The sequence below is a fragment of the Hyphomicrobium facile genome, assembly GCF_900116175.1.
In the GTDB taxonomy this organism is placed as follows: Bacteria; Pseudomonadota; Alphaproteobacteria; order Rhizobiales; family Hyphomicrobiaceae; genus Hyphomicrobium_B; species Hyphomicrobium_B facile.
In genome coordinates this window covers 834,988-853,269 of the sequence record NZ_FPCH01000003.1, presented here as the reverse complement: position 1 = coordinate 853,269, position 18,282 = coordinate 834,988, and the positions used below count along the sequence as shown (strand labels likewise).

Below are 18,282 nucleotides of genomic sequence, written 5' to 3'. Positions count from 1 at the left end.
AATTTGACGCTCACGGAACGCTACCGGCGTCCAGCCGACCTGCCCTCGAGGATTCCGGTCTTTCCGCTTCGAGGCGCGATCCTGCTTCCGCGCGCGACATTGCCGCTGAATATTTTCGAACCGCGCTACCTCGAGATGATCGACGGCGTGATGTCGGGCGCCAGGATCATCGGCATCTTGCAGCCGATCGTATCGGGCGACGACGATCAGGAGAGCCCGGTCGAAAAGACGGCCGGCTTGCGTTCCGTCGGCTGCGCGGGCCGCGTGACCTCGTATCAGGAACTCGACGACGGACGCCTCATCATCACGCTCACCGGCATCACGCGCTTCCAGTGCGTCGGCGAGGCCGAAACCGAGATGCCCTATCGCATCATGAGCGTCAGCTACGACAAGTTTGCGAGCGACTTGACGGAAGGCCTCGGCGAAGAACTTGTCGATCGTCAAAACCTCTTGCGCGTTTTGAAAACGTATCTTGAAGCAAACCGCTTGAAGACCGACTGGGCGACGATACAGCGCGCGTCGAACGAATTCCTCATCAACGCTCTGTCGGTCATGTGTCCGTATGGGCCCGAAGAGAAACAGGCCCTCCTCGAAGCGAAGGATCTGAGATCCCGCGCCGAAGTGCTCGTCGCACTCGCGGAAATCGATCTGGCCTCGAACGGCAGCAGCGGTACGACGCTGCAATAGCTAGGGAGAGCACCGATGAGCGAAAGCGAAAAAGCATCCGGCGACACCGGGAATGCCGTCGATCCGAAACTCTTGGAGCTGCTCGTCTGTCCTTTGACCAAGACGCGGCTCGTCTACGACGCCAAGGCGCGCGAACTCATCAGCAAGGCCGCTGGCCTGGCCTTTCCGATCAGGAATGGTGTTCCGCTCATGATTGAGGAAGCGGCGCGCAAATTGACGGACGACGATTTTCGCCGCGCTTGATTTTCATCGTGTCAGAGTGAAGGCAACGGGCAGCTTTCAGCCAACATTTTTTTGAGCACCGCCCTTCCGGCTTAACCACGTCTCTTTAGATTCCGTAAAATACCCAGAGCCGACTGTTGCCCCGAATGCAGGGGCAAAAGCATTGTTGCAAAATCCGGTATACGCGCGGGCCGTTAAGGCGGGAGTGGGCGCAAAACCGTCATCCCGCCTCAGGCGGCAGGCGGTCAGAGCATCGCGCCCGTATGCGGCGATAGCGCTTTTCGCAGGCGTGATCTTGCTCGCGGGCGGACTGACGGCAAGCTGGCCCAAATTTGATTTGGGCTTCGCAGCTGTTCTGGCCGGAACCGCGCTGCTGGTCGCCGGCGCCGTCGCCAGTATTCTGATATCTCACCCATGGACCGAGATCGTCGCCCGCGGCGCGCGATTGCGCAGACGCGACGGCATCCGCAAGTTTGAAGAAATAAAAGACGCGCATTGGCAGCTGTCCGACAGCGCCATTCGCTACCGCCAATTTCTCGATGCCCAGCGTGATTTCGTCGTTCGCCGCTCGCTCGATGGCCGCGTAAGGTTCGCTAACCGCGCCTTCCTTGATGCTTTCGACATCCGCGCGGAAGATATCACCGGCTCGATCTACCGTCCTCCCGTCGTCAGAACGGAGCCACTTGCCGGATCGTCATCCTCGAGCCGGCGTACGCTCGAACTTTTGCGCACGCGCCACGGCAAGAGATGGACTGCGTGGGAAACGAGCGAAGTCAGAGGCGAGACCGGCGAGATCGAAGTCCAAAGCGTAGGGCACGACGTCACCGTCGCGCGTGAGATCGAGGAAAATCTCAAAGACGCCCGCGACCGCGCCGAAGCCGCCAGCAGAGAAAAATCGCGGTTCCTCGCTGCGATGAGCCACGAAATCAGAACGCCGATGAACGGGATCCTCGGCATGCTGAGCCTCATGCGCGATACGCGCCTCGATGCCGAACAGCAGACGCATGCGCGCATCGCCGAAGAGTCGGCGCGTGCTTTGCTGATCCTACTCGATGACATTCTCGATTTCTCGAAGATCGAAGCCGGAAAACTCGATCTCGCAAATGAAGACTTCTCGCTGCAGAATTGTATCGCCCAGGCGATGCAGCTCATGACACCGGACGCCGCCGCGAAGCAACTGGCGTTCACCTCAACGATGTCCGGCGATGTGCCCGAATGGGTGCGTGGCGACGAGATGCGAGTCCGCCAGATCGTCCTCAATCTGCTTTCCAATGCCGTGAAGTTCACCGACACCGGCGGCGTTGCCGTGAGGACTGTGTTGGCCCCGGATAAAGCCGCCGGGTCCCAAGGCGCGGTGCGTATCGCGATCGAAGTGGCCGATTCCGGCATTGGCTTTTCTTCCGAATCCGCAAACCGGCTTTTCGACGAATTCGAGCAAGGCGAAACCGCAACGAGCCATCCGGGCGGCGCAGGACTTGGCCTCGCGATTTCGAAGCGGCTCGCCCAGGCGATGTCGGGAGAGATCGTCGCCAGCGGCGATCCTGAAAAGGGTGCTGTCTTCACCGCTGTGTTGGAACTCCAACGCGGAGTTATTCCGGGCAACGCTGCCGTGGGATCGTTTTCCGGCACCGGCGAACGATCCGGCAACGCGGGATGTTTAGAACATCGGCACCCCTTCAGCGTCCTCGTCGCCGAAGACAACCAGATCAACGCCCTCCTCGCCTGCAAGGTCATCGAGCGCGCGGGCGGCAAGCCAACGGTAGTAGAGGACGGACGCTCCGCGATAAGAGTTGTCTGGGAAACGCTCGAACACAAACGCCCGGCATTCGATCTGATTTTGATGGATCTCCTGATGCCCGACATCGATGGCCTCACGGCCACGAAGTCGATCAAGGCTCTCTATTCGGAGCGAAAAGCCATTGGCCCGTCCTGCCCGCCCATCATCGCATTAACCGCGAATGCCTTCCCCGAAGACCGCGAGCGCTGCCGGATGGCCGGAATGGACGACTATCTCGCGAAGCCGTTCGACGCCCGCGATCTCCATGATTTGCTGCTCAGATGGACGGCCCCCTCGCGTGACGCGGCGACCCCGGCTGCCTGATAGGCATTTATCGAATCTAAAAACTGTCACGGAATCGTGGTAGCGCCATCTCAGGAACTGAGGAAGGATGTGCGCACTATGTGGCAGTCGATCGCAGACCGGGGTAGACGGCGGCCGGGCATTCCCGGGAAGTTTCCGGCAGCGCTCGCAGCATTCGGCGCGGTAAAGACGCCGGCGCTTCGCCTCACCGGATTGGCCCGCGACATCGAACCCAAAATCTACGGCCGCGTCGGCAACCTCGAGGTTCGCCTGGCCCGCACATGGTCGGAAATAAAGCTCGCGCAGCGCCTTCGCTATCAAGTTTTCTACGAAGAAATGTCGGCCGTCCCGACAAGGCTCGCGCAGTTTCGCCGCCGCGACGAGGACGCCTACGACGCACTTTGCGATCACCTTCTCGTTGTCGATATCGATCAGACGAAACCGGGACGCGCTGGACGCCCCGAGAGGCCGAAAGTCGTCGGCACCTATCGTATCCTTCGCCAGGAAGTCGCCGAACGCGGCCCCGGATTCTATTCGGCAAGCGAATACGATATTTCGCCCCTTCTACGGCGCAAAGCGTCGACGCACCGGTTCATGGAACTCGGCCGTTCTTGTGTTCTCTCGCCCTATCGGAGCAAACGGTCGGTCGAACTTCTGTGGCACGGCCTTTGGACGTACGTCCGCGAAAATCGCATCGACGTTATGATCGGATGCGCGAGCTTCGAAGGCATCGATCTCGACGAACACAGAATGGCGCTGAGCTTTCTTCACCACCGGGCATTGGCGCCCGTCGAGTGGCGCTGCCGCGCAAAGGATCGGCTCTATATCCCGATGAACCGCATGCCCGAGGCCGAAATCGACCAGAAGGCCGCGTTGAAGGCGATGCCGCCCCTCATCAAGGCTTACCTGCGTCTCGGCGCGTATTTCGGCGACGGCGCCGTACTCGACAAGCAATTCGGCACGACCGACGTTCTCGTCATCATGCCGGTTGCCAATATCGATCCGCGCTACTTCGAGCACTATGGCACGCCGAACGAGACAAAGAGCCGGATAGCCGTCGACGCCTGATCGGCCTGCGCGTCTGCTCTTAGTTGCGACCCGCCCCGTAGGCCGCGAGCGCCGCCATATTGACGATATCGGCGTCGGTCGACCCGAACGTGCAGATCTGCACCGGATGCGAAAGACCGACGACGATCGGCCCGATGAGTGTCGCGCCGCCAAGCTCTTTCATCATCTTCGTTGAAATCGACGCGGCGTGAAACGCCGGCATGACAAGAACGTTCGCTGTGTCCGACAGGCGGCAGAACGGATAGTGATCCATCAGCGAGCGATTGAGCGCAACATCGGCAGCCATGTCGCCGTCGTACTCGAAATCGACAAGACGCTCGTCGAGAATACGCACCGCTTGCCGGACTTTCTCCTGGCGCTCGCTCTTCGGCTGTCCGAAATTCGAGTAAGCGAGCAGCGCCACTCTGGGCTCGATGCCGAAAGCGCGTGCGGTGCGCGCGGCCTCGACGGCGATATTGGCGAGTTCCTCCGCCGTCGGCAAATCATGGATGCTGGTGTCGGCGACGAGAACGGCGCGGCCGCGGCTCAATACCAGCGAGACGCCGATGACGTGACGTCCCGGTTTTGGATCCATGACGCGATGAACGTCGGAATAGACGCTGGTCCAGTTGCGCGTGACGCCGGAAACCATCGCGTCCGCATGGCCATGCGCCACCATCAACGCGCCGAAAACATTGCGCTCGTTGGTGACGAGGCGTTCGCAATCGCGCTTCAGATATCCCCGGCGCTGCAGGCGCGAATAGAGGAAATCCGAGAACTCTTCGAGAAACGGCGAAGCCGTGGTGTCGATCAACGCGAATTCTTTTCTGAGCGGTATGCCGAGTTCGCGAAACCGCTCGGTGACGACCTTTTTCGAACCGATAAGGATCGGCTGCCCGAAACCCTGCTGCAGAAACGTGTTCGCCGCGCGAATGACGGCATGATCCTCGCCCTCGGCGAAGACAACCCGCTTCGGATCGCTGCGAACCGCATCGAATGTCGATTGCAGCCAGCTCGCGACGGGATCGAGGCGGCCCCTCAACCTTGCAACATAGCCTTCCATATCGACGATCGGATTGCGCGCCACGCCGGAATCCATTGCGGCTTTCGCAACGGCCGCGGAAACGTGCGGCAGAAGCCGCGGGTCGAACGGCGCAGGAATGATGTACCCCGGCCCGAACGTCGGGCGCTCTCCAAGAAAGGCGGCCGCGACCTTATCGGGAACCTCGGCGCGCGCGAGCGCCGCGATGGCTTCCGCTGCGGCGATCTTCATCGCGTCGTTGATCGTCGTCGCGTGAACGTCGAGCGCGCCGCGAAAGATAAAGGGGAAGCAGAGAACGTTGTTGACCTGGTTTGGATAGTCGGAGCGGCCCGTCGCCATGATCGCGTCCGAGCGGACGGCCTTTACTTCTTCCGGCGTAATCTCGGGATCAGGGTTTGCCATCGCGAAAATGATCGGCTTTGGTCCCATCGTCGCGACCATCTCTTGCGAAAGCACGCCGGCTGCCGATAGCCCAAGGAAAATGTCTGCGCCTTCGATGACCTCCGACAGCACCCTCGCATTCGTCTTCTGCGCGAAGGGCGCCTTGTAGATGTCCATGAGTTCCTTGCGGCCCTCATAGACGACGCCTTCGATATCGCAGACGGTGATGTGTTCGCGCTTGAGGCCGATCATCACGAGCAGATTGAGACAGGCGAGCGCTGCAGCACCCGCGCCGGCACAGACGAGCTTCACGTCGCCGATGTCTTTCTCGACGACCCGGAGCCCATTCAGGATGCCCGCCGCAACGACGATTGCCGTCCCATGCTGATCGTCATGGAAGACCGGGATATCGAGCAGCTCTTTGAGTTTCTCTTCGATGACGAAACAGTCGGGTGACTTGATGTCTTCGAGATTTATGCCGCCGAACGAGGGTCCAAGATAACGAACGGAGTTGATGAAGGCCTCGGGATCGGCCGTGTCGATGAGGAGGTCTATGGAATCGAGGTCGGCGAAGCGCTTGAACAGCGCCGCCTTGCCTTCCATGACCGGTTTTGCGGCCAGCGCGCCGAGATTGCCAAGTCCGAGAATAGCGGTGCCGTTCGACACCACCGCAACGAAGTTGCCTTTGCTCGTATAGGCGTATGCGTCCCTTGGGTTCTCCGCGATCGCCAAAACCGGGATAGCAACACCCGGAGAGTAAGCGAGCGAAAGATCGCGCTGCGTCGCCAAGGGCTTCGTCGGCGTAATCTCGAGTTTGCCGGGCTTGCCGCCCGCGTGAAAGGCGAGCGCTTCCTGAGCCGTAACTTGGGCTGCGCGACGAAGGGAGGCCATGTTGTCGGACCGTTTATCGATTTTTGCGGGCGGCATTGCTGCTGAACCACACATCAGGGGAAAAGTGCCGGCACGATAGGTTGCAGCAGACGATACAGCAACCTATGCATATCCGACGCTTCGATCGGGGCGATGGAGCGTCTCACGCTGCGCCATCGATCAAGGCCAATGGGGCAAATTGAAACGTAGTCACTTGATGTCCAGAACCGACGTGCAGCGCAAGAGCAGGCCACCCGAATCGGAGCCGCCGGCGGCAGCCGAAGTGTCGCACAGCGAAGGTGAACCGGCCGTCTCCTACGAGGCGACGCCGTCGATGGCGCAGTACCTCGAAATCAAGGCAGCAAATCCGGACAGCCTGCTTTGGTACCGCATGGGAGACTTCTACGAGCTTTTCTTTGAAGATGCGGTTACCGCGTCCGAAGCCCTATCGATCGTTTTGACGAAGCGCGGCAAGCACAGGGGAAACGACATCCCGATGTGCGGCGTCCCCGTGCACCGGGCCGACGAATATTTGCAGCGTCTGATTAAGAAGGGGTATCGCGTCGCCGTTTGCGAACAGCTCGAAGATCCGGCTGAAGCGAGAAAGCGCGGCGCCAAAGCTGTCGTCAAACGCGATGTCGTGCGTCTCGTCACGCCCGGCACGCTGACCGAAGAAGCTCTCCTTGACGCCAAAACCAGCAATTACTTGACCGCGGTTTTTGGCTCGTCACCAGGCGCACACGCAAGCGACCCGGCCCAATCGCGCGTCGCGCTCGCCTCGCTCGACATCTCGACGGGCGAATTCGAGGTGGCCGAGATATCGGCCCTCGATCTCGCCGGCGAGCTCATTCGCCTGGCGCCGGGCGAAGTGCTCGCCGCCGATACGCTGCTTGCCGATCAAACATTCGTCAGGGCCGTTGAATACTCGGGCGGCAAGACGACGCCGATCCCCTCCGCTTATTTCGACAGCACTGCCGGCACACGCGATCTCAAAGCCTGCTTGGGCGTTGCCGATCTCGCGGGCTTCGGAGCGTTCTCGCGCCGCGAGCTGGCGGCGATCGGCGCAGTTCTGAAGTACGTCGACCTGACCCAAATGGGGCAGAAGCCGCTTATTCACGCCCCGCGCCGCACCGGCAGCGCCTGCCTCTTCATCGATGCAGCGAGCCGGACGAGCCTGGAGTTGGTGAAGTCGTCATCCGGCGACAAGTCGTCGTCGCTGCTCGGCGCCATCGACCGGACGATAACCGGCGCAGGCGCCCGCGAATTGCTTGCGCGAATCTCGAGCCCCCTGACCGATCCGCTCGCAATCGAAGCGAGGCTCGACGCCGTCAGCTGCTTGCTTTCCAATCGCCGCCTGATGGACGACCTCCGCTTTCTCCTTCGCGGAACGCCCGATCTCGCACGCGCCTTGCCGCGACTGGGTTTCGGGCGCGGCGGCCCTCGCGATTTGGCAGCCGTGCGCGACGCCCTGGAGGCGGCCGGTGAAGCTGCAGCCATGCTGACGGCGGCGACAGGACCGCTGCCCCTGCCGCCCGAACTGCAATCGATCCGCTCGCGTCTTACAGCTGTTCCGCCATCGCTCGCTTCCGCACTCGACAGCGCTCTCGTCGACGATCCGCCGCTTCTCAAACGCGACGGCGGCTTCGTCAAAGACGGCTACAACGCCGATCTCGATAAGGCTCGCGCATTGCGGAACGATAGCCGCCGCGTGATGGCTGACCTCGAAGCGCGCTACATCGAAGAGACGGGCGTCAAGACGCTTCGCGTCCGCCACAACAACATCCTCGGCTTCTATATCGAGGTGACGCAGCTCAACGCCAAACCGCTGATGTCCCCGCCTCTGTCCGATCGTTTCAGGCATCGCCAAACGATGGCCAACGCGGTGCGATTTGCGACCGCCGAGCTGCTCGAAACCGAAGGCCAGATCGCATCTGCAAGCGAACGTGCACTGAGCTTGGAGCAGGAAATTTTCGCGAGCCTCGCACAAGACATCGGAACCGCAACGGAGGCGCTCGGCGCGGCCGCAGGCGCACTTGCCGAACTCGACGTCTACGCGGCGCTCGCCTCCCTGGCGCTCGAACAAGGCTATGTGCGGCCGATCACCGACCAAAGCTCGGCATTCGAGATCCGCGGCGGCCGCCACCCGGTCGTTCAGCAGGCCCTCGCGAAAAGTGAAGGCGCGGCATTCATCGAAAACGACTGCGTCCTGGGCAGGGGCGGAGCCGCAGCGCCCCCGGGATTCGACGAGCTGCCGGACGCCCGCATATGGCTTGTGACCGGCCCGAACATGGCCGGTAAATCGACCTTCCTCCGCCAGAACGCCCTCATCACGGTAATGGCGCAGATGGGCTCATACGTGCCCGCACGATCCGCACACATCGGTATCGTCGACCGGCTATTTTCGCGCGTCGGCGCGTCCGACGACCTGGCGCGCGGGCGCTCGACCTTCATGGTCGAAATGGTCGAAACGGCCGCCATCCTTAATCAGGCGACCGAGCATTCCCTCGTCATTCTCGATGAAATCGGCCGCGGCACCGCGACGTTCGACGGGCTATCCATCGCCTGGGCAACCGTTGAGTATCTACACGGAATAGCCAAGGCGCGGGCCCTCTTCGCCACCCACTATCACGAGTTGACCGCGCTTGCGCGACGCCTCGACGGGATCGCAAACGTCACCATGGACGTTGCCGAATGGCAGGATACCATCGTTTTTCTGCATAAAGTTAAGCCCGGCGCCGCCGACCGCTCGTACGGTATCCAGGTCGCGAAGCTGGCCGGCCTCCCGGACGCCGTTGTCTCCAGGGCCCGTCAGGTTTTAGAGCGATTGGAGAAGGCGGATCGGCGCCCGCGCGTCGACAATGAAGGTATTGACGATCTACCTTTGTTTTCAGCCGCGCGGCCGAGGGGCGCAGCTACGGCCAATGAGCCTTCAGCCGTTGAAAAGCTGCTCACCGCCATGCATCCTGATGAACTGTCGCCAAAGGCGGCGCTTGAAAAGCTTTATGAACTCAAGGCTCTTGCCGAAGCCCAGAAGAAGACAAAGCCTTGACCGACGAAACATTCAATGTGCTGGTCCCCCCGCCTTACTTCGACACAGTCGCGGCGCGTCGCGAGCTGACCGCGCATTTCAACGCGAGTCCGTCGCCGTCTGAAGCACGGCCCAAGGTCCTCGACAGCCTGAAGACCATTCTCAAGAACGCCCGGGAATCTGCACGAACCGCGCTTGAGGCCGACGGCAACGGCAGACGATGCGCGAGCGGCCTGAGCCTGTTTCAGGACGAGATGATCAGGCTGATCTACGATTACACGGTAACGCACGTCTATCGCGCGACCAACCCGTCCGACGCCGAGCGAATGGCGATCGTCGCGACGGGCGGCTATGGACGCGGCCTCCTCGCGCCGGGCTCCGACATCGATCTCCTGTTCCTGCTCCCCTACAAGCAGACGCCATGGGGCGAGAGCGTCGCCGAATACATGCTCTATCTGCTCTGGGACTTGGGCTTCAAAGTCGGGCACGCCACACGTACCGTCGAGCAGTGCCTGAAGCTCGGCCTCGCTGACATCACGATCCGCACGGCCCTTCTCGACTCCCGCCTCATCCTCGGAGACAAGCAGCTTTTTGCAGAGTTCGAGGATCGTTTCCGCTCTGAAGTCGTCACCGGCACGGCGCGCCAATTCATCGACGCCAAGATGGCCGAACGCGATGAGCGAACGCGGCGCGCAGGTGAAAGCCGCTACAAGGTCGAACCGAACATCAAGGACGGCAAGGGCGGCCTCCGCGATCTGCACACGTTGCATTGGCTGTCGAAATACATCTTCAACCAGGACGTCGGCGCCGCAGCGGTTGAGGCCGGAGTATTCACGCCCGAAGAGGTGCAGACTTTCCGCCGCTGCGAGGATTTTCTCTGGCGCGTTCGCTGCTTCCTGCATTTCCTGACGGGACGCGCCGAAGAAGTTCTGTCGTTCGAGGTGCAGCCCGCGATGGCGCAAAGCCTCGGCTATACGTCGCGCGAAGGACTCCGCGCGGTCGAGCGCTTCATGAAGCATTATTTTCTCATCGCAAAGGACGTCGGCGACCTGACGACGATCCTCTGCGGCGCGCTAGAAATGCAGCAGCTGAAGACATCGCCCGGCTACAAGCGCCTGCTCAACCCGCTGAGCTGGAAGATGCGGCGCGAAGTCCGCCAGAAAACCGATTTCCGCATCGACAACGATCGCCTGAACGTCGCCGACGCCGACGTCTTCGTCCGCGATCCAGTCAATCTCATCCGCTTCTTCGCGCAGGCTGCGAACACCGGCGCTTACCTGCATCCGGACGCCATTCGCCTGCTTCGCAGCTCGCTTCGACTGATCGACGACAAGCTGCGGCACGATCCCGAGGCAAACAGCATATTTCTCTCGCTGCTGACTGCGCACGGCAATCCGGAAGCCTCGCTCCGGCACATGAACGAAGCCGGAGTTCTCGGCCGCTTCTTGCCTGAGTTCGGCCGCATCGTCGCGATGATGCAGTTCAACATGTATCATCACTACACAGTCGACGAGCATCTCTTGAGAACGCTCGGCAACATCGTCGCCATCGAGCGCGGCGACCTCGCTGCCGAGCTGCCGCTCTCGACGGCCGTCTTCTCCTCGCTTCAAAATCGCCGCGCCCTGCTCGTTGCGGCCTTCATTCACGATATCGGCAAGGGCCGAAAGGAAAACCACTCGACGGTCGGAGCACGCATCGCTCGCAAGATCTGCCCGCGACTGGGCATGACGGCCGCCGAAACGGAGCTCGTGGCGTGGCTCATCCAAGAGCACCTGACGATGAGCAACTTTGCCCATTCACGCGATATATCCGATCCCGATACCATCCGCGCGTTCGCCAACATCGTGCAGAGTCCGGAGCGCCTGAAAATGCTCCTGCTGTTGACCTCTGCCGATATCATGGCCGTCGGCCCCGGCGTCTGGAACGGCTGGAAAGGCCAGCTCCTGCGCACGCTTTATCACGAAACCGAACCGCTCGTTGCAGGCGGCCATACGCAAGCGCCGCGCGGCGAGCGGATTGAACAGGCGCAGACGGCTTTGCGCAACGCCCTCTTCAACTGGCCGGCGAGCGACGTCGACGATTTCATCGCGCGGCACTATCCGAACTATTGGCTCCGAACCGATCTCGCGACGCAAATCGAGCATGCGAACGTCGTGCGCGACGCCATGCGCTCGCAGACGAAATTCGCGACCGCGGTCAAAACCGATTCCTTCACCGCGATAACGGAGCTGACGGTCTTCGCGCCGAACCACGCGAGGCTTCTCTCGCTCTTCGCCGGAGCCTGCGCCGCAGCCGGCGCCAACATCGCGGGTGCGCACATCACGACGACGCGGGACGGCTTCGCACTCGACACGTTTTTGCTCAATCGCGAATTCCGTGACGACGAGGACGAGCTTCGCCGTGCACGCCGCATCATCGAAACGATCGAGCGCTTGCTGACCGGCAAGGAGCAGCTTGCGGGCCTCCTGCAAAAGCGGCGCCTTGGCACGAGAGGCGTCGAGGCCTTTACCGTCGAGCCGGAGGTCGTCATCAACAACGCCCTCTCCGATCGCCTGACGGTTCTCGAAGTTTCCGGCCGCGATCGCCCCGGCCTCCTCTACGAATTGACGTCCGCTCTCTCGGATCTATCGCTCGATATCGCCTCGGCGCACGTAACGACGTTCGGCGAAAAGGCCGTTGACGTGTTTTACGTGACCGATCTGGTCGGCAAGCAGATCGTCAACGAAGCGCGCCAGAACGCGCTCCGGACGCGACTACAGTCCGTTCTCGATCCCGATACCGATCCTGTGAAAACTGCATCTGAACCTGCCCGCGCCTAACGGACGCGGCGAATGTCCTCGGAACGCCCGAAATGGGACAAATGCAACGAGACCTCGACGTGACTTGTCGGCCACTCCTCACAATTGAGGCCGCCCGACCATCAAAATGCCGGATGTCTGCCGGCCTAAGCCGGTCTAAGAGGGCAGCCTGCTGCCTTGGCAAAACGCGAACCGTAAGCCGTTCAATCGATGAAACTCTATAAATCGTTCGCGACCGTCGGCGGCTTGACCCTTCTGAGCCGTGTATTCGGCTTCATGCGCGACATCCTGATCGCAGCGACCCTCGGCTCCGGATGGGTGGCTGATGCCTTCGTCGTCGCCTTCCGCTTTCCCAACCTGTTTCGCCGGCTGTTCGGAGAAGGCGCCTTCAACTCTGCTTTCGTGCCGATATTTGCCAAGAAGCTCGAAGGCGACGGCAAGGATGCAGCCCGCAGGTTTGCCGAAGACGCGATGGCGGGCCTTCTCTTCATCCTGCTGATCGTCACGTTCGTTTCGGAAATCGCCATGCCCGTGCTGATGTACGGCTTGGCGCCGGGCTTCGACGCCAACCCAGAGAAGTTCGATTTGGCCGTGCTCCTGACACGGATCACGATGCCGTATCTGCTGTGCATGTCGATCGTCGCGTTGATGTCGGGCGCGCTGAACTCCGTCGGCCGCTTCGCTGAAAGCGCATCGGTTTCGATTGTGCTCAACGGCGTCATGATGATCGCGACGCTCATCGCGTTGTGGTACGGCTACAAGGCAGGCCCCGAAGCCGGCATCATCCAGGCATGGGGCGTCTTCGCGGCAGGCTTCCTTCAGCTCGCGCTACTGATATGGGGCATGCGCCGTGCGGGCATGCATCTCTCCATCCGTCGGCCGCGGCTGACGCCGGACGTGCGCAAGCTCGTGCGCCTCGGCATCCCCGGCGTTATTTCCGGCGGCGTGACGCAGCTCAATATCGCGATCGGAACGGTCATCGCATCGCTCCAGCCCGGCGCCGTTTCCCATCTCTATTATGCAGACCGGATATACGAATTGCCGCTGGCGATCGTCGGCATCGCCATCGGGATCGTGCTGCTGCCCGACGTTTCGCGCCAGCTCAGAATGGGCAACACCGCAGGCGTGATGGACAGCCAGAACCGCTCGCTGGAATTCGCGCTCCTGCTGACGATCCCGGCAGCTCTCGCCCTTGTTGCGATCCCGACTGACATTACCCGCGTTCTCTTCGAGCGCGGCGCGTTTGGCCCCGAGGACACCAAAGTTACGGCATCGGTGCTGGCGTTGTTCGCGCTCGGCCTTCCCGCATTCGTGATGATCAAGGTCTTCTCGCCGGCCTATTACGCTCGCGAAGACACGACGACGCCGATGCGCTACGCAACGATCAGCCTCACGGCGAACACGATCGGTTCGATCGCGCTGTTCTTCCTGTTGCGCCATCTCGGCATGATGCCCCAGCTCGGCATTGCCATCGCCACCACCCTTGGCGGCTGGCTCAACGCCTATCTCCTGTGGTCGACCTTGCGGCGTCGCGGCGACTTCATTGTCGACGCGCGGATCAAGCGGAACATTCCGCTGATCCTGTTTTCGAGCGTTGCCATGGTCGTCGCCCTGCTGGGCACGAGCCACGTCCTCGCACCTTATCTCGATCGTAGCGGCGGGTTTTTCGTCAAGGCGTCCTTCCTGGCGCTCGAGATCGGCGTCGGACTGGGTGTTTTCGCCTTCTTGGTTTTCGCGACCGGCGTCATGTCCATCGGCCAGCTCGGCCGCCTGACGCGGCGCCAGAACTAGCAACCAGAACTAGCAACCGGAACGAGCCGAAAGCCTTCGCTCTTGCGCGGCGGGCCTCCGCACGCGATAAGGCCGCCGGATCCCTTCAACACGGTACGTACTCCAATGAAAATCACGCCGCGCGTTTTCTCCGGCATGCAGCCGACCGGCAGCTTGCATCTCGGCAACTATCTCGGCGCGATGGTCAACTGGATCAAAATGCAGGAGACCCACGAGTGCATTTATTGCGTCGTCGATCTGCATGCGATCACCGTGTGGCAGGACCCGGCGGAACTCAGGAACGCGATCCGCCAGGTGACGGCGGCCTATATCGCCGCCGGCCTCGATCCGAAGAAAAGCATTCTCTTCAACCAGTCGCAGGTTAGCGCCCACGCTGAGCTCGCCTGGGTCTTCAACTGCGTCTCCCGCCTCGGCTGGCTGAACCGCATGACCCAGTTCAAGGAAAAAGCCGGCAAGGACCGCGAGCAGGCATCCGTCGGTCTTTACGCCTACCCGAACCTGATGGCCGCCGACATCCTCGCTTACCGGGCAACGCATGTGCCCGTCGGCGAGGATCAGAAGCAGCACCTGGAGCTCGCCCGCGACATCGCCCAGAAGTTCAACAATGATTTCTCGGCCTCGATCATCGCCGAAGGCTTCGCGGACGGAATTTTCTTCCCGCAGCCGGAGCCGGTCATTACGGGCGCCGCGACACGGGTCATGAGCCTGCGCGACGGCTCGAAGAAGATGTCGAAGTCCGATCCGTCCGACCTCTCGCGGATCAACATGACGGACGATGCCGACACGATCGCCAAGAAGATTCAGAAGGCAAAGACCGACCCCGAGCCGCTGCCAAGTGAGGAAGGCGGCTTTTCGGGCCGCCCGGAAGCGGAAAATCTGATCGGAATCTACGCGACTTTGGTCGACAAACCCGTCGACGCCGTGCTGGCCGAATTCGGCGGTCAGCAATTCTCCGCGTTCAAGAAGGTTCTGGCCGACGCGCTCGTCGCGAAGATCGAACCCATCGCGAACGAGATAAAGCGGTTGACCGGCGATCCGGCCGAGATCGATCGTATTCTCGCTGACGGATCTTCGCGGGCGCGAGAAATCGCAACCCCCATCATGGGCAAAGTCAAGGACATCGTCGGCTTCATCAGAAGCTGACGAAATCTCCCGCACTGGCCGTTGCAGCGACTGCCGAGGAATGGCAGCATCGCGCCCATGAAACCTCGCCGCTCGTTCGAAGAAGGCCATCGCCGCAAATTCCTGATCGTCGTCGACGAGAGCCAGGAATTCGAAAGCGCGCTCTATTACGCGGCGAGCCGCGTTCAGCGCTCGTCAGGCCTGATCGTCATGCTTTACGTGATCGAGCCGAGCGAGTTGCAGCATTGGGCCGGCGTTCACCAGGTCCAGCTGGACGAAGAGACGACCAAGGCAAAGGCGCTGTTCCGCCTTTTCCGGCGAAAGCTCGCACACGCCGGATTTGAGAGCGTCGAGACCGAGGACGTCGTGCGCGAAGGTCGCACCGCCGAAGAGATCAACCACGTCATCGCCGAAGACGAAGACATCGCCATCCTCGTGCTCGGGGCCTCGATAGACGCCAAGGGGCCAGGCCCTCTGGTCGCGTCCTTGGCGACGGCGCGGGCGACCGGCGGCTTCGCCGTACCCGTAACGGTCGTCCCAGGCCAACTTTCACTCGCGGAAATCAAGGCTTTGGCCTAAATTGACGCCCTGGCAGCCGAGGGGCGATACCTCGACATAGGCAGCCGCCATACCTATATTTCACGCATTCCAATCCTGCCCGTGCGATACGGCGCGCGTGGAGCAACGACCACGAAGTGAGGCAATATGTTTATTCAAACGGAAGCCACGCCCAATCCGGCAACGCTGAAGTTCATTCCGGGACGAGACGTCCTCGCGGACGGCACTGCAGATTTCCGCACGAAGAGCGATGCATCTGCATCTCCGCTCGCCACCCGGCTCTTTTCGATCGAGGGCGTTGACGGCGTCTTCCTTGGCTCCGACTTCATTTCGGTCACCAAGGGCGACATCGAATGGCAGCATCTGAAGCCGATGGTGCTGGGCGCAATCATGGAACATTACATGTCCGGCGCGCCCGTCTCCGAAGGCGAAGACGCCAACGACAACGCTTCGGAAAGCTACGACCCGGAAGACGAGTCGACCGTCGCGACGATCAAGGAATTGCTCGAGACGCGTGTGCGCCCGGCCGTCGCCCAGGATGGCGGCGATATCACGTTTTCGGGCTTCCGCGACGGCGTCGTCTATCTCCACATGCGCGGCGCGTGCTCGGGTTGCCCGAGTTCGACGGCGACGCTCCGGCACGGCATCGAAAACCTGCTGAAGCACTTCTGCCCGGACGTGCAAGCCGTGCAGGCGGTCTAAGGCGAGATTTCATCCCTTCGAACCCCGCTTCGGCGGGGTTCTTCGTATCTGCACTTCAAAACGCACGGGACATATACGGGACATAATGGCTGAACCGCTCGATCAAACCACACTCGACCAACTGTTCGACAACGCCCGCACCAACAACAGATGGCAACCCAAGGAGGTACCCGACGCCCTCCTGCGCCGGATCGTCGAGCATATGAGATGGGCTCCGACGAGCGCTAACTGTTCGCCGGCCCGTTTCGTCTTCCTCAAATCGCCGGAAGCAAAAGCGCGCCTGAGGCAGCACCTCAGCGCCGGCAATGTGGATAAGACGATGGCCGCACCGGTAACGGCCATTATTGCGTACGATTTGAACTTCTACGAAGCACTGCCGAAGCTCTTCCCGCATACGGACGCCAAAAGCTGGTTCACGGGCAAAAAGCAGCACGCAGATACAACCGCGTTTCGTAATGGAACGCTCCAAGGCGGGTACTTCATTCTCGCAGCGCGCGCCCTCGGGCTCGACTGCGGTCCAATGTCAGGCTTTCAAAATGCGGGGGTAGACGCAGAGTTCTTTACCGGAACAGAAATTAAGTCGAATTTCCTCTGTAATTTGGGGTACGGGGATCCGGCGGGGGTCCACCCGCGCTCACCACGCTTCACGTTCGACGAAATAGCCAAGGTCATTTAAAAGCTCCGCCAGGAATGAACATACTTTCGCTCGACACCTGTTTCGATGCTTGCTCGGCCGCGGCGGGCCGTGGGCTTCGCACCCTCACCCCGGGCATCGCTTTTGCCTTCGAGCCCATGCAAACGGGGCACGCGGAGCGCTTGCTGCCGATGATCGCAACGGTGATGACGGAGGCCGGACTAGAATTTAGGTCCCTCGACCGTATCGCACTGACCTACGGGCCTGGCACGTTTACCGGCACGCGCATTTCCGTCTCCGCGGCACGCGCGCTGGCGCTCGCGACAGGCGCTGAGTTCGTGGCCATTTCGAGCCTCCGATTGATGGCGATGAGCGCGCGAATTCCCGCTGCCCCGACGCGGCGCATCGCCATCGCAACCGACGCACGGCGCGGCGAGGTCTATTTCGAGGTTTTCGATCGCCACTCGATGCAAACCGTCGTCGAGGCGCAATGCGCGACGATTTCCGCCGCAGCCAAGTTGCTGGGACAAGGACCGGTCGTCATCGCGGGTAACGGCGCCGAGCTGCTCGCAACCGAAGCCAATCGCGGAGGAGCAGAGGCGACGGCTATCCTGCCCGACCTGCTTCCCGACGCTCTCGATATGCTTTTCCCCGCTTGCGAGCTTCCCGTCTCGCGAACGGTGAAGCCGCTCTATCTCCGCGCGCCCGATGCGAAGCCCCCAGCGCCGAGCCCATTCATCGGAGCCGGGGCATGACGAACGTCACGCCGTTCCGAAATTTGAAGCATGCGAGCATGCTCTGGGCGGCGCCGGATCGAGCCGAAGAAATCGCAACGTTACACACCAAACTTTTCGATCCGCCTTGGGATGCCGCAGCGATCAAATCGCTTCTGGAACACCCGGCGGCCACCTCCCTGATCGCCGTCGCGGGCGGCCAGAAAAAAGCGGTCATCGGCTTCTTGATCGGCCAGCTCGCCGCCGACGAGGCCGAGATCCTCTCCATCGGCGTGTCACCCGACTGGCAGCGCGTCGGGCTCGCGACCGGCCTCCTCGAAGGTTTGATGCGCGCAGCGCGACGCGGCGGCGCCAAGCGCATATTCCTTGAGGTTGCAGAGGACAACACAGCAGGCCTCGCCCTCTACCGCAAGCTTGGATTTGTCGAAGCCGGACGGCGAAAGCGCTATTATGAACGGCCCGGCAACGCCCGCGTCGATGCCCTGACGCTCGTTCTGACGCTCGAAGATTCTGAACAGCCGGCCTGATGTAGACGCGCAGCCTTGTCACTGCCTATAACCCGGCCATACTCCGGCGACGAGGAATA

General features: G+C 61.4%; 14 protein-coding genes. 13 read left to right on the top strand and 1 reads right to left on the bottom strand.

Annotated elements, in window-relative coordinates; all coding sequences use genetic code 11:
* Window positions 1-3 precede the first annotated feature (3 nt).
* The 4 genes from BM399_RS17160 (at window position 4) to olsB (ending at window position 4,057) form a co-directional block, all read left to right on the top strand.
* On the top strand, window positions 4-687 hold the full coding sequence (locus tag BM399_RS17160; protein ID WP_092868934.1) for an LON peptidase substrate-binding domain-containing protein: 684 nt from the start codon (window positions 4-6) through the stop codon (window positions 685-687).
* 15 nt (window positions 688-702) lie between these two features.
* Window positions 703-930: a Trm112 family protein gene (locus tag BM399_RS17155; RefSeq protein WP_092868933.1), complete on the top strand. Its 228-nt coding sequence runs from the start codon at window positions 703-705 to the stop codon at window positions 928-930.
* Window positions 931-1,114: 184 nt separating this feature from the next.
* Complete coding sequence (locus tag BM399_RS17150; protein ID WP_244531323.1) at window positions 1,115-3,010, top strand: ATP-binding protein; 1,896 nt, start codon at window positions 1,115-1,117, stop codon at window positions 3,008-3,010.
* Between the two features lie 78 nt (window positions 3,011-3,088).
* A complete protein-coding gene (gene olsB / locus BM399_RS17145; RefSeq protein WP_092868932.1) occupies window positions 3,089-4,057 on the top strand; it encodes a l-ornithine N(alpha)-acyltransferase in 969 nt (322 codons plus the stop codon).
* 19 nt (window positions 4,058-4,076) lie between these two features.
* Here the strand turns inward: olsB and BM399_RS17140 are convergent, their stop codons facing one another.
* A complete protein-coding gene (locus BM399_RS17140) occupies window positions 4,077-6,350 on the bottom strand; it encodes an NADP-dependent malic enzyme (RefSeq protein WP_092869179.1) in 2,274 nt (757 codons plus the stop codon).
* Between the two features lie 196 nt (window positions 6,351-6,546).
* On the opposite strand from BM399_RS17140, the gene mutS reads away from it, so the two are divergent.
* The 9 genes from mutS (at window position 6,547) to rimI (ending at window position 18,223) form a co-directional block, all read left to right on the top strand.
* Window positions 6,547-9,378 (top strand): DNA mismatch repair protein MutS, encoded by a 2,832-nt coding sequence (mutS, locus tag BM399_RS17135; protein WP_092868931.1) that lies wholly within the window; start codon window positions 6,547-6,549, stop codon window positions 9,376-9,378.
* Entirely contained in the window at window positions 9,375-12,176 is a 2,802-nt protein-coding gene (locus BM399_RS17130) for a [protein-PII] uridylyltransferase (protein WP_092868930.1), read from the top strand. Before mutS ends, BM399_RS17130 begins: the two co-directional genes overlap by 4 nt.
* A gap of 189 nt (window positions 12,177-12,365) precedes the next feature.
* Window positions 12,366-13,946: a murein biosynthesis integral membrane protein MurJ gene (gene murJ / locus BM399_RS17125; RefSeq protein WP_092868929.1), complete on the top strand. Its 1,581-nt coding sequence runs from the start codon at window positions 12,366-12,368 to the stop codon at window positions 13,944-13,946.
* Window positions 13,947-14,051: 105 nt separating this feature from the next.
* The gene (gene trpS / locus BM399_RS17120; protein ID WP_092868928.1) at window positions 14,052-15,089 is read left to right on the top strand and encodes a tryptophan--tRNA ligase; all 1,038 of its coding nucleotides are present in this window, start codon (window positions 14,052-14,054) and stop codon (window positions 15,087-15,089) included.
* Between the two features lie 57 nt (window positions 15,090-15,146).
* On the top strand, window positions 15,147-15,647 hold the full coding sequence (locus BM399_RS17115; protein WP_092868927.1) for a universal stress protein: 501 nt from the start codon (window positions 15,147-15,149) through the stop codon (window positions 15,645-15,647).
* 126 nt (window positions 15,648-15,773) lie between these two features.
* Window positions 15,774-16,328, top strand: coding sequence for a NifU family protein (locus tag BM399_RS17110; RefSeq protein ID WP_092868926.1), 555 nt, complete (start codon window positions 15,774-15,776; stop codon window positions 16,326-16,328).
* Window positions 16,329-16,413: 85 nt separating this feature from the next.
* Entirely contained in the window at window positions 16,414-17,004 is a 591-nt protein-coding gene (locus BM399_RS17105) for a malonic semialdehyde reductase (RefSeq protein WP_092868925.1), read from the top strand.
* Window positions 17,005-17,018: 14 nt separating this feature from the next.
* Complete coding sequence (gene tsaB / locus BM399_RS17100; protein WP_092868924.1) at window positions 17,019-17,717, top strand: tRNA (adenosine(37)-N6)-threonylcarbamoyltransferase complex dimerization subunit type 1 TsaB; 699 nt, start codon at window positions 17,019-17,021, stop codon at window positions 17,715-17,717.
* Window positions 17,714-18,223: a ribosomal protein S18-alanine N-acetyltransferase gene (gene rimI / locus BM399_RS17095; RefSeq protein ID WP_092868923.1), complete on the top strand. Its 510-nt coding sequence runs from the start codon at window positions 17,714-17,716 to the stop codon at window positions 18,221-18,223. Before tsaB ends, rimI begins: the two co-directional genes overlap by 4 nt.
* The last annotated feature ends 59 nt before the right edge of the window (window positions 18,224-18,282 follow it).